Genomic DNA, 12606 nt, shown 5'->3' with positions numbered 1-12606 from the left:
TTAGAGGTGTGAAACATGAATCTTCATGCACTGCGGCTGTTCTATACGGTCGCTGAAACAGGCAGTGTCACCCAAGCCGCCAAACAGTTAAACATCAGCCAACCGGCCGTTACTTCTCAAATTAAGAATTTAGAACGCGATATCGATTGTACCTTACTCGTTCCTAAAGGCAGAGGCATCTTGTTGACACAGTCCGGCGCAGAGCTTGCAAAACAGGCAAAGCGGCTGTTTTCACTTGAAAAAGAAATTGAATCATATGTCAAAGAGGGTTCAATGGGAAAGCTGCGCATTGCCGCCACCTTTCTCCCCGCCAATTTTTTGCTGCCAAGATGGATCAGCCAATTTAAACAGCTATTTCCCAAGACAGAAGTGGAAATTACGACCACGAATTTTCAAAAGGCTTGTGAACAGCTGATCAACTATGAAGCGGACATAGGCCTGATCGGCGGAACAACGGAATTCGGCCCCTTCATAAAAGGAACGCTGCTTTTGGAAGATGACATGCTGTTTGTCGTCAATAAAGACCACAAGCTTGCATCACAGCACACAACATTAGAAGAAGTTGTGAAAGAACCGTTTGTCTTTCGGGAAGAAGGCAGTTTTTCCCGGGAGAAATTGATTTCGTTATGTACATTGCATCATGTAGACAAACCAAAAATAGGTGTACAAATCAACGGATTGAACGAAACGATCAGAACGGTTATGGAAGGGTATGGCGTGATGTTCGCCTCCGCTCTTGAAGTGAACGAATATATGGACCGCGGGGATATTGCAACGGTTCATGTCGAGAAAATCAACTTGAAAAATCCGATTTCATTATGCATGAGAAGAGAAGATTACCTTTCTGCTTCTGCCATTAACTTTATGCAAATGATGAAAACCGCTCCGTATACACCTTAATCGGCAGGTTTTTGGCATATGCCTGCAATCAGTCGACATGGGTTTTAAAGCGAAACCAATTGTTCGTACCAAGCAATTGGTTTTTTTGTGCTCGCTTGATTTTGTCACAAGTTTCTTCGCCAAAACTGCCGGAAGTATGGGCACGGCTTTATGTGCAAACACGTTACAATATTAGCAATGAAAGCGCAAACAATATGAGGTAATGGAGAGGAATGAATGCAATGAAACCACAGAATGTTTTAGATAAAATCGGCATTCCAAGTAAAATCGGCTGGGGATACTTGGGGATCCTAATTTTTATGATGGGAGATGGCATCGAGATCGGCTGGCTTAGCCCTTATTTGGTTGATCGTGGTCTGACAGTTCAGCTTTCAGCGACTTTATTTACGGCTTATGGAGTAACGATCGCGATTTCTTCCTGGTTTTCCGGTGTGCTGGTCGAGGCGCTTGGTGCGAAAAAAACAATGTTGACAGGGCTTTTGCTTTATATTCTCGGAACAATAGGCTTTGTCGGGTTCGGGATGCCTGACCTGTCGTTTTCTACCATGCTTGTGACATATGCCGTACGCGGCTTCGGCTATCCGCTGTTTGCCTATTCGTTTCTCGTTTGGATCGCCTACCGCAGCCCGAAAGAAAAACTCAGCACGGCCGCAGGGTGGTTTTGGTTTTTCTTTACAGGCGGATTAAATGTGCTTGGGGCATATTACTCGAGTTGGGCCATCATATATATGGGGCATTTAAACACAATGTGGAGCTCGCTGTTTTGGGTGACGCTTGGGGCATTTTTTGCCCTCGTCTTAAACCGTGACAAGCTTGAACGAAAAAAAGATACAACAGCGAAACAAAAAGTAAAAGAGCTTTTCAAAGGTGTGACGATTGTTAAACGGGAGCCTAAAGTGCTGCTCGGCGGCATCGTGAGAACCATTAACACAACCTCGCAGTTTGCCTTTCCGGTTTTTTTGCCGCTCCATATGGCGGATTTCGGTATTTCCACAACAACATGGCTGCAGATTTGGGGCGCTATTTTCACAAGTAATATTTTGTTCAATGTTTGCTTTGGCGTCATCGGCGACAAGCTGGGATGGCGGAATACCGTTATTTGGTTCGGCGGCGTATCGGCAGCCATTTCTACGTTGCTGTTATATTATTCACCGGAATGGACGAATGGCAATATCGTCATGATCACGATAGCCGGAATGCTTTGGGGGGCTTCTTTGGCCGGTTATGTCCCGCTGTCCGCACTTGTTCCTTCACTTGTTCAAGAAGAAAAAGGTGCCGCGATTTCCATCTTGAATCTTGGCGCCGGCCTGCCTGTTTTTGTAGGGCCTGCACTTGTAGGGCTGCTCATCGGAACGATCGGCTCGGCCGGGGTCATTTGGGTGCTGGCCATCCTTTATGTTATCAGCTCGATTTTGACTGTTTTTATCACCCTGCCGGAGTCTGAACAGCCGACACGGCAGCAGATAGACTGTATAAGAGAAACAAAGGCCTAGCCTGTGCGGGGGACGGCGCCGTCAGGACACTGGTCACTACTTATTGACATTTACAAATGAAACAGACGCTGGGATGCTATACAAAACGAAAAACAGCGTCTGTCAGATTGTCCGTATCATGTTTTAGAAAAACTTTGCAGGAAAAAAGGCCGAAACGCCTTCAGGATCTCCTGCTTGTCGTCGGTATGCCGCAATCGGCTGCTGATGCTTTCATCTGACAACACCGCCTTGATTTCATTCGCCGCACGAAGCTGTTGAGGGCTGCTCCCAGAAAGTCCGATCAGCAGATAAACCGGCGCGCCTTTAAAATAAACCCCTTCGGGAAACTGGATGATCACAAGTCCCGCCGTCTTGCCGGAACTGCGGAAAACAGCCGCTCCATTTCTGAGAACGGGATATTTTTCCAGCGTTCCGTCCGTACGATTTATGAAGCCGAGGGTCTGCATGCATTCACCCAGCATCATGATCGCTTCCGTTTTTGTTTCGGCTGTTTGCTTCAGCAGGATCAGCCGTTCATCACGATTTGGCGCAAGATATGAAAGGACCTTGTCATATTCTCTTTCATCAGCCAATGACAAAAGGCCGATATACGGAACATTAGGATTGTATTTTTTCACTTCCGGCTTTAGTTCCTGTTGTCCGATGATAACATCCGCATCTTGGGGGATTTGATGGATGGCGGCATAGCCAATCTGCAAATTCGGATATTTACGGGTTGTAAGCTTTTTTAAAATAGCGGCGCCCATCGCGCTTGAAGCAAGTCCGCCATCACATGTCACAATCAGCTTCCGGGGGTGACGTGCAGGAACCGGCTCATCATCGTCGGATGACATCGGCTCATCATGATGTCTTGAAGGGGACAAAATCAGTATAGATAACATCAATGAGGCTGCACAGGAAACGGCCATGCCAGCAGCTACAGACAGTATATCCCCTTTTGGTGATAACAATAAGATAAGCAGCACGCTTGCCGGGGAAGCGGTGGAAGCCAGTCCCGCGTTGAATAAAGAAAACACAGCGGTGCCCGCCGCGCCGCCTGCGATTAACGGCAGAAAGAGCAAGGGGCGCTTTAAAATGTATGGAAAATAAACCTCATGGATGCCGCCGATGGCATGAATCCCAATGGCTGTTTTTAACGCCAGACACTCTTCCTTTTTAAGACGGAAAAGACAGGCGATGAGCACGCCTAATCCCGGTCCCGGGTTAGCTTCAAGCAGAAAGAAAATGGATTTGCCCAGCTCTTTCGTCTGCTGGATGCCGAGCGGCCCAAGAAGGCCGTGATTCATCACATTGTTTAAAAAAAGCACCTTTCCCGGTTCAATCAAAAGAGCGGCTGCCGGAAGCCATATAGAATTTGCCACAGTCAGCACCAAGTGATAAAAATGTGTCATCGCGGTATTTAAAAACGGACCGGCAGCGTAAAAACAGAAAAGCAAAAACCCGGTCGACAAAAACGCACCCGTCACGTGGCTGACCAGCAGTTCCGTTCCAATCGGAAATCTGTTCTGTGTACATCTTTCGCAATACTTGTACAGCCAGCCAAACAACGGACCAAAAAGCATAGCGGCGAGAATCATCGAAAGATCACTGGACAAAATGATCCCGAGCGTGGCTGCCGCTGCCGCAATGCCGCCTCTTTGCCCTGCCGCCATTCTGCCTCCGGTGAATGCAAAAATGAGCGGGATGACAAAAAGATACAGGCTGTCGATGACAGGGGCGAATCGGGGAAGCGGCAGCCACCCGTGTTCGCCAAACATTATATTGACGACTCCCGCTGTGATCACAAGAATCATGTTTTGATAGACGACGGCGCTGTACATTCTGAATATCTTTTTCACGCTGTTACTTCTCCCCAATATGCTGAAGTCTTGTTTTGTATGCTTTGACGAGTGTGTGTTTGATTTGCTGTTTCACCTCTTCTTCACTTCCTTTTAAAAACACCTCGATATGCTGTTCATCAATAAACGATTGGCTGATTTCGCCCAATGCCGCAAAATGCTCGGCCGGTGCATCCGCCGGACCGGCCATCACCAAAATAGCGTCTGCTTCTTTCCCATTCCAAAAAAGCGGCCGATCGGAGCGGATCAGTTGCACAAATAAACTCCAAACTCCCGTTGATCGAGTATGAAGCACAGCCAATTTATTCACGATAAATCCGCCTTTTCCCTCCCGTTTCTGTAAATCCTCGACAAAAACAGAGCTGTTTTCCAGAGGCAAATCGGAAACATCAAGGTGGCGCTTGATCTCAAATTGGACTTTAGGCGGAATGCTGATCGAACTGACGGAAAAATGCCGGAAAATCTGCAGCATCCCCTCTCCAAATGCCGCCGTTTGCAGATATTTCATCTCCTTATTCACATCGATCGGGCTGTTGACGTTTGTTTTATCATGACGGCAATTGGCGATGCGGTTTTGTAAAAGGCCGATTTCCTTATCGGTTAAGAGAGGCGAAACGACGACCGTCTTTTCCTTCATCTGGTCGAGACGAATGGTCGAGATAATCAAATCAATGGTATCATGATCATTCAGCCACTCTGCCAGCTGGTGAGAAGCGACGATATCAACAATCACAAGATTTCTGATTTCTTTTTTCAATTTAGCGGATATAAAGCGGGAAGTGCCAAAACCGCTTGCGCAGACCACAATCGCCCTGCATTCCGATTGTTTCGTCTGCCTGTCGTAATAAGAGGCGCCGATATGCAATGTTAAAAACGCGATTTCCGCATCGGGAACGGGTGTGCCGATTTCCGCGGCGATGACCTTGGCGCCTTGTTCACAGGCGTTATAGACGGGCTTGTATTTTTCTTGAATTTGCCGCAGCAGCGGATTATGAATCGCCAGTCCTCCTATGATGCGTGTCAAGGCAGACCGCAAGTGGTTTTTCAGTCCTTCGAGCAAAGAGGAATTCATTAACGGTTCTTGGAGCGCTTCCTCTGTTTTCAAAATAAAAAGCTGTGTGAGATAGGCCGCAAACGCGTCATCGATCTTAACGGTTTGCTGCTCTTTTTCCACGCCTGCCAAATGATGTTTAACATGGTTGATGTCGTCTGGTGACAGTTGAATATCAAAGGTAGCTTCGATGCGCTTCAGCACATGAGAGGTCAGCGGGTAACCCACCGGCAGTGTTCGATTGTGTTCGATCTGGCGTCCCGAACAGCGGGTAATCGCAAGTGCCAGGTGAATGCTTAAATGAAGCATGTCTCTCTCGTCGAGCCGGACGCCTTCTTGTGAGAGTACACCTGTGATGACACGATGCACTCTATGAAGCAGCTCAATGTCGATCAGCCGCTGATAGCGATCAGGCAACAGCTGTTTTACACACGTTTTCGCATGATCCATTTTATGAAACAGCTCAATCCACGCTTCGGGAAGCATTTGTTCAAGCAGCACAGCCGCAATCGCTTGTCGTATGTCCATGTCTTCTCCCTGTATGTACACCCCGATGCCCGGTTTACGATGAAGCTGAATTTGAAAAGAAGCGAACCATGCTTTTAATTTTTCGAGATCATGGCTGATCGTTGATTCTGACACATGGTATTGGCGGCTGAAAACAAACAGCTTCGCAGGCTCATCCAGCTTTAACAAATCACAAATTAACCCCTGCTTTCGTTCTTCCGGAGAATAGTCCTTCATCTCAAAGAAAAAATCAAGATCAGATGCCAGACGTTCTTTCTTCGCTTTTTCTCCTTTCAGAACCATTCCCATGCCAAATGTTTTGGAGATATGAAGCTGATAGTGTTTCAAAATGTTTTTGATGGCGTTCATTTCCCGCTGAACCGTACGGACACTAATATTCAGGTCTTCGGCGATTTCTTTTAACGGGACAGGATTGCTTACATGGAGCAGACGATGGATGATCTGTTTTTGCCGTGAATTCATAACAATTTGTTGCTCCATTGTGACCGCTCCTTTCTTAAGCGCGTTTCAACGTTCGTAAATTCCATATTTACCCACCATCACATGAAGATCATGTAAACGTCAATATATCCATCTTGATCCAGCACCTATGTCAATTCCTCATCCGCATCATCAAGAAAAATAATCCCCTGTTCATGACCAGGGGAATGGAGCTTCACATCTTAATCTGAACTTTAAACAAATCAGAGCTTCTCGGTCCTCTTAAAAAGCCGACCGCTTCTTCCAACGTAAGCTTTTGCGAGATCAAATGCTCCACCTCAATCCGCTTTTCTTTCACCCAATGGAACGCTGGTAAAAATGTATAATTAATGGCCATCGATCCTAAAATCGTCCAGTCATTGTTGTACAGCTTAAAGGGATCAAGGCGTACCGACTCATTTTGCGCCGTCACACCGAACTGCAGATATGTCGCTGTTTTCCCCATAAACTGAAAGGCATTTTCGATCACGGCAGGAATTCCAGTGGCATCAACCACGACATCAAATCCGGTCGGAAATTCCTCAGGTCTAAGATCTTCGCTCAGCACACCTTTTGTCGCGCCCCACTTCAGCGCCATGTCGAGTTTCTCTTGAGAGATGTCGACAACCACAAGTTCTGAAGCACCCGCCATTTTTAACGACTGAATCAACTGCTGCCCCATCGCCCCTGCGCCAAACAGAATAACCCGGTCACCAACTTGGAGATTGAGCCGATTCATCCCATGTACAACACAAGCCATCGGCTCAATAAAGGCACCTTCCTCAAAGCTCATTGTATCAGGGAGCTTCACGACATTTCGGCTCGGCACTTTTACATACTCGGCCATGCTTCCATCTGTTGTATTCCCAAGGGCTCCCCAATTGCTGCATTGGTTGCCGCGGTTTGTTAAACAATAATCACACTCACCGCAAAACAAAGACGGATCAGCTGTCACACGATCACCAATTTTTACATTAGTCACGTCCTGGCCTGTTTCATATACCGTTCCGGAAAATTCATGCCCAGGAATAATCGGATAAGGTGACAGAAACTCACCTTTGAAAATATGAATATCGGTTCCGCATATTCCGATGTTTTCAACTTTAATTACAACATCTTTCGGACCCGGTGATGGATATGGCACCTCTTTTACCACCGCTTGAAACGGTGCTTCAACTACAAGTGCTTTCATCTTGGCAGACCTCCCGATATTTAAATGTTTCCGCTTTCAATACGATTGTAGCATGTTCAGCTTTTGCAAACGGCCGTCAGTTGACCGTAATTTGTCACCGGGTTATGTGACAGAATTGAAGAAACTCGATTGATCAAAATCCCTCTCTGGCTGCCCGCGTCTTCACTGATTTTCTATCATACAAAAGAAGGTAAATAATTCTATTAAACAGAAAATTACAAATATATAAATAATTAATCCTATTCCTCCATCTTTTTTTAATGTATACTCATTTTGATAAAGTTGAACGATTTAACCAAATGAACCGTTCTCTTTTGAAAAAGGCAAATCTATTGAAAAATAGAGGCGCAAAGTCACAGACCTACGGTGTATTCACTACGGTGGCTGGGCTGCCAAATGAAGAATCGGGTCAACACTCCGTTTTTACAGAGTGGATTCAGCGATTCTTCCTTTACAAAAACTTTGTTTTGGAGGGATTTTTTTATGTCGTTATTCAAAAAAGGCCGCATGATTGTTTCGACCGGTTTTGCCGCCGCACTTCTCGCTTTTGTATTTGGAACCGGACAAGCTTTTGCAGAAGAGCAGGACAACCAATCTGACGGACAAGAAGAAGAAACCGTTCAACAAGACACAAATGAAAATGAGGCCGAAGAAACGAAAAACACAGATGAAGCGGATACCGAACAATCAACATCTGTAAATGATGAGGACATACCTTCACTTCTGCCTGATGATTTCTTCTATTTCTCAAAAAGACTCATGGAAAATGTCCAGCTGGCCCTGGCCTTTGATGAAGTGAAAGAGGCTGAATTGCTGGCGTTTTTCGCTGAAGAACGCATCAAAGAAGCAGAGGCGCTGCTTGCGGAAGGTCAGGAAGAATTAGCCCGTGACATTCTTGAAGAGGCCGTTGAGCTTCAAGAGGAAGCACTGGAAAAATACGAGCAATCCGAACCAATGGATGATGGTGACAAACAAGAAGATACATCTGACCAGCTTGAAGAACAATTTTCTTCTAACATCCTCGCGCTGCAAAACGTGTTAAATCAAATCAACAATCCGGAAGCAAAAAAAGCGCTGCAAAAAAATATCGTCAAAGCACAAGAGAAGTTAGAAAAGAAACTCAACAAAAAATTAGCGAAAATCGAGCAAAAGGCTGAGGAAAAACGCGCCGAACTTGAAGAAAAACTGGCGTCCGGTGAAATGGATGAAAAAGAGTACAATGAGGAACTTCTTGAATTGAATAAAGAGCTGGCAGAAGAACAAGCCGATGCTGCTGAAGAAATCAACGAAGAAACGGCAGAAGCGGTTAAAGACGAAAAAGAGGAGTCTGACAGTAAAGCAGATGAAGAGGATAAAGAAGACTCCGACAATAAAACAGATGATGAAGATAAAAAAGATGCGCGTACGAATGCAGAAGTAAAACAACGGGAAGCGTTGAAAAAACAAGAAGAAAAGCAGCGGGAAGAAGCTAAGAAAAAAGAAGAACAAGCTAGAAAGGCTCAAGAGAAACAGCGCGAAGAAGCGCAAAAACGCGCTGAAAAGCAGCGGGAGGAAGCCAAGAAAAAAGAAGAACAAGCTAGAAAAGCTCAAGAGAAACAACGCGAAGAAGCAGAAAAACGCGCTGAAAAACAGCGGGAAGAAGCCAAGAAAAGAGAAGAAAAGGCACTTAAGGAAAAAGAAAAAGAAGACGAAGAGTAATATCTTAAACAATGGGTCACACAATACGTGTGACCCTCAGCGTGTCGACAAACCCTCGCATTCGTTGTCAGGCCTGCGCGTCGGTGCTCACGAATTGCAACATTCGCTCCGCTACGATGCTCGACCTTCCTAGACTGCAAGGGTTTTCAATCACGCTGAAAGAAGGATGACAAAATCCCAAAACTAAAAGCCGTTTTGGGATTTTGTCAACAATCTGGAAGGACCCGAAAACATATCGGGTCCTTTTTTCATTTTTGCACATCTGTCGAGGAACGCTTTCCGATCCTAAACACATAGTAGCTGACAGCCACAACCGCCAGAAAAATGATTCCGACAATCAAAGACACCCGCGTGTCATCGTTAAACCACATGCCGACCAACACCATCAATAAGAAGGCGATCGTCACATAGTTTGTCACAGGAGCGAAAGGCATTTTGAACGGATGACTGTCGAGTTCCGCTCCTTTCGCCTTTCTGAATCCAATATGGCTGAGCAGAATGACAAACCACGGGATCATCCCCGGGAGAACACTCGCACTGTATACGTACACAAAGATCTTAGGCGGTGCAATATAATTTAACACGACACCGACGGCCAGGCCGATCAAAACGGCAATCGTACCGTACAACGGCACGCCATTTCGGGAAATCTTCGTAAAGAACTTCGGCGCCTGCCCGTTTACACCCAATGTGTAAAGCATGCGGCCCGCGCTGAAAATCCCGCTGTTGCAGCCTGACATAGCCGCCGTAATCACGACAAAGTTAATGATTCCGGCTGCCGCGGTAATGCCGATTTTCGCGAATGTTGATACAAACGGGCTTCCGATCGAATTGAGTTCATCCCAAGGGTACACCGTAACAATCACAAAGATGGCACCAATGTAAAAAATCAAAATCCGCCAGATGATGCTTTGAATCGCATTCTTTAGCGTGTTTTGCGGATCTTTTGCTTCGCCGGCAGTAATGCCGATCAGCTCCACTCCCTGATAAGCCGCGATCACAAGAGACAACGCAAAGAAAAAGCCTGAGAAGCCGCCTGCAAAGAAACCGCCGTGCGACCAGAGATTGGACAAACCGATCGCTTGTCCGTCATTGCCGAAACCGAAGAAAATAATCCCCAGTCCGGCGATAATCATGAGGATGATCGTGACAATTTTAATCATGGCAAACCAAAATTCAAATTCGCCGAATGACTTCACGGAAATCAGATTGGCTCCTCCAAGAATCGCCATCGCGATGATGCCCGGTATCCAGGCAGGCAGATCCGGAAACCAGTACTGCATGTATTCACCGACGGCGATAATCTCGCTCATCCCGACAATGACCCACTGAAACCAGTTGCTCCATGCGGTCATATACCCTGCAAGCGGATGTATATATTGATGGCCGAATGTCGCAAATGAGCCTGTGCTGGGCTCGACATACAACATTTCTCCCATTGCACGCATAATAAAAAAGATAAAAATCCCGCAGATTGCATAAGCAAGCAGGACGGACGGGCCTGTCCACTGAATCGTGCTGGCTGATCCCATAAATAAACCAACACCGATTGTGCCGCCTAAAGCGATCATCTGAATATGACGCGCTCCCAGGCCCCGCTTCAGTTCTTCCTTCGCCACTTCATTTCCTCCTCTTTACGGCCAAATATCTGGAACTCCGCATTATTATGTTATAAAAATCTGAAAATTATCATTTAATCGTTTTATTTCCAAATTACTTATTTTATCATAATAAATTCCCCCAGTGAATACAATTGTTTTTTTCAGAAGAACACTTTTTTGATATATTGACTGTTTAAAAATATATTATTTTAATATGAATAATATTGAGATCATTCCAGACAAAAAACGTCTGCTGAACAATGCTCAAACAGGCGTCTTCCTCTCAACATTTAAAATCTGTTCCAGCTCATCGAGATGCTGGATTTGATACGTCGGAACAATGTCTGGATCACTCGCTTTTCTGCCTGGATTAAACCAGCATGTATCAAGCCCCGCCAGCCGTCCCCCTTTGATGTCGGCCGTCAAAGAATCGCCGATGATCAGCCCCTGCTCTGGGGAAAAATCAGGGATCCGCGCAAACACATAGTCAAAGAATTCCTTCATCGGCTTCTGAAAGCCGGTGTCCTCCGAAACGAAAATATCCTGAAAACTTGGGTACAGCCCTGAATCACGCAGGCGCTTATACTGTGTTTTGGAAACGCCGTTGGTGACAATGTACAGATCATAATCCCGGCGCAGGCGCTCGATCAAGTCAAAAGCTCCGTCTATCAGCTGATGCCCTTCCTCCAGGAAACCGCGATATTTTTTCTCAAGCAGCGCCCCGTCAGCCTCCAAGCCATATTCCTTCAATAAAAGGGAAAAACGGGTATTCACCACTTCATCGCGGCTGATGCCGCCGTCTTCAAAAGACCGCCATAAATGCTGATTGATTCTTTTGTAATCAGCTTTGATTTGATCTGTGAAAGGAATGTTTTGTTCCTCAAAGAGCAGGCGCAGCGCGGTGTTTTCCGCGGCGCCGAAATCCAAAAGTGTGTCATCGACATCAAACAATAAAGTGCGATACGTTTTCATAGGTATGCCTCCGCTTTTGTCTTTTGTTGGCCAGTGCCCTACAGCCAATGCCCAGGTTTCTTTAAAGCAGGCGGTAGTTGCGTTTTGCGATCACCCTTAGCCGAATTGACCTGAGCTTGCGTGAGAAAAATGCTTCCCAAAAGATTAGCCCCGCTCAAGTCAGCGTCTCGCAGATCGGCTCCGATCAGATCCGCCATCCTCATATCAGACCCTCGAAGATCAGCCGCAATCAAAAACGCCCCTCTGAGATCCGCTCCCCGAAGGTCGGCTCCTCTTAAATTGGCACCGATCATATCGATTCCCCTGCCTATCTTCATCCGCCGGTTCTGCTTTTTCGCTTTTGCCCGAACGAATTCGCTTGTCGAGAGAAGCAGGTCATTCACCATCGCCCGATGCCCTGGAACATCAAGATCAAGAAGTGATGCTGGATCCAGATTCGTGAGGGATTCCGTTTTTTCTATAGCAATCTGCAAATCTTCCTTAATGGGATGGGCCGCTTTTACATGAACCGCTTCATTCAGATAATACAGCATTTCATGAAGCTGCTGCATCACGGGAAACACGGCAAACATTTCTTCCGCCAATGCCGGGTGATCGCGCCAATCGTTTCCTTGATAGGCTTCTTGCGATACCTTTTGTCCGGCGCCGAAGCATTCATAAACAGCACAGCCCCGAAACCCTCTTTCCCGCAAATCGTGATGGATGCCGCACCTGTAATCCGGCTGCAAATTGGGACAAGGATCGCCTCCGTCTTTATCAAAAGCAAAGTCAGCAGACTTTGCATAAGGTAAAGCAACACAGCACAACCCGAAGCAATTCTCACAGTCCGCTCTTAAATGACCGGGAATACTGTCGTTGTTCATACTTACACTTC

At 46.2% G+C, this 12606-nt stretch carries 9 protein-coding genes and 1 riboswitch; of the genes, 3 read left to right on the top strand and 6 right to left on the bottom strand.

Translation table 11 applies throughout. The features are described from left to right. The first annotated feature begins 15 nt into the window (after positions 1 to 15). Positions 16 to 900, top strand: coding sequence for a LysR family transcriptional regulator (locus P3X63_RS01230; RefSeq protein ID WP_077735832.1), 885 nt, complete (start codon positions 16 to 18; stop codon positions 898 to 900). 221 nt (positions 901 to 1121) lie between these two features. After that, positions 1122 to 2393: an MFS transporter gene (locus P3X63_RS01225; protein WP_026585644.1), complete on the top strand. Its 1272-nt coding sequence runs from the start codon at positions 1122 to 1124 to the stop codon at positions 2391 to 2393. 116 nt (positions 2394 to 2509) lie between these two features. Here P3X63_RS01225 and P3X63_RS01220 read toward each other — a convergent pair whose 3' ends face one another. The 3 genes from P3X63_RS01220 to P3X63_RS01210 form a co-directional block, all read right to left on the bottom strand. Then, positions 2510 to 4231: a PTS transporter subunit EIIC gene (locus tag P3X63_RS01220; protein ID WP_277692321.1), complete on the bottom strand. Its 1722-nt coding sequence runs from the start codon at positions 4229 to 4231 to the stop codon at positions 2510 to 2512. 4 nt (positions 4232 to 4235) lie between these two features. Further along, the gene (locus P3X63_RS01215; protein WP_277692320.1) at positions 4236 to 6290 is read right to left on the bottom strand and encodes a BglG family transcription antiterminator; all 2055 of its coding nucleotides are present in this window, start codon (positions 6288 to 6290) and stop codon (positions 4236 to 4238) included. A 175-nt stretch (positions 6291 to 6465) separates the two neighbouring features. Beyond that, positions 6466 to 7461, bottom strand: coding sequence for a zinc-dependent alcohol dehydrogenase family protein (locus tag P3X63_RS01210; protein ID WP_077735835.1), 996 nt, complete (start codon positions 7459 to 7461; stop codon positions 6466 to 6468). A 312-nt stretch (positions 7462 to 7773) separates the two neighbouring features. Continuing rightward, positions 7774 to 7858: riboswitch (cyclic di-GMP riboswitch) on the top strand. 86 nt (positions 7859 to 7944) lie between these two features. Here P3X63_RS01210 and P3X63_RS01205 point away from each other — a divergent pair. Continuing rightward, positions 7945 to 9159 (top strand): DUF5667 domain-containing protein, encoded by a 1215-nt coding sequence (locus tag P3X63_RS01205; RefSeq protein WP_277692317.1) that lies wholly within the window; start codon positions 7945 to 7947, stop codon positions 9157 to 9159. A gap of 248 nt (positions 9160 to 9407) precedes the next feature. Here P3X63_RS01205 and P3X63_RS01200 read toward each other — a convergent pair whose 3' ends face one another. The 3 genes from P3X63_RS01200 to P3X63_RS01190 form a co-directional block, all read right to left on the bottom strand. Then, positions 9408 to 10778 (bottom strand): amino acid permease, encoded by a 1371-nt coding sequence (locus P3X63_RS01200; RefSeq protein WP_026585640.1) that lies wholly within the window; start codon positions 10776 to 10778, stop codon positions 9408 to 9410. A 246-nt stretch (positions 10779 to 11024) separates the two neighbouring features. Next, the gene (locus tag P3X63_RS01195) at positions 11025 to 11732 is read right to left on the bottom strand and encodes a YjjG family noncanonical pyrimidine nucleotidase (RefSeq protein ID WP_077735838.1); all 708 of its coding nucleotides are present in this window, start codon (positions 11730 to 11732) and stop codon (positions 11025 to 11027) included. 38 nt (positions 11733 to 11770) lie between these two features. Continuing rightward, the gene (locus P3X63_RS01190; protein WP_277692313.1) at positions 11771 to 12595 is read right to left on the bottom strand and encodes a pentapeptide repeat-containing protein; all 825 of its coding nucleotides are present in this window, start codon (positions 12593 to 12595) and stop codon (positions 11771 to 11773) included. Between the last annotated feature and the right edge of the window lie 11 nt (positions 12596 to 12606).

The organism is Bacillus sp. HSf4 (assembly GCF_029537375.1).
Classification (GTDB): domain Bacteria; phylum Bacillota; class Bacilli; order Bacillales; family Bacillaceae; genus Bacillus; species Bacillus sonorensis_A.
The sequence above is the reverse complement of the archived record's forward strand: the minus strand, read 5'-3'. Positions and strand labels throughout refer to the sequence as shown.

Excerpts from the sequence above, each read along its gene's own strand:
- P3X63_RS01230 (WP_077735832.1), top strand. The coding sequence starts at position 16 with ATGAATCTTCATGCACTGCGGCTGTTCTATACGGTCGCTGAAACAGGC.
- P3X63_RS01225 (WP_026585644.1), top strand. The coding sequence starts at position 1,122 with ATGAAACCACAGAATGTTTTAGATAAAATCGGCATTCCAAGTAAAATC.
- P3X63_RS01215 (WP_277692320.1), bottom strand. The coding sequence starts at position 6,290 with ATGGAGCAACAAATTGTTATGAATTCACGGCAAAAACAGATCATCCAT.
- P3X63_RS01210 (WP_077735835.1), bottom strand. The coding sequence starts at position 7,461 with ATGAAAGCACTTGTAGTTGAAGCACCGTTTCAAGCGGTGGTAAAAGAG.
- P3X63_RS01205 (WP_277692317.1), top strand. The coding sequence starts at position 7,945 with ATGTCGTTATTCAAAAAAGGCCGCATGATTGTTTCGACCGGTTTTGCC.
- P3X63_RS01195 (WP_077735838.1), bottom strand. The coding sequence starts at position 11,732 with ATGAAAACGTATCGCACTTTATTGTTTGATGTCGATGACACACTTTTG.
- P3X63_RS01190 (WP_277692313.1), bottom strand. The coding sequence starts at position 12,595 with ATGAACAACGACAGTATTCCCGGTCATTTAAGAGCGGACTGTGAGAAT.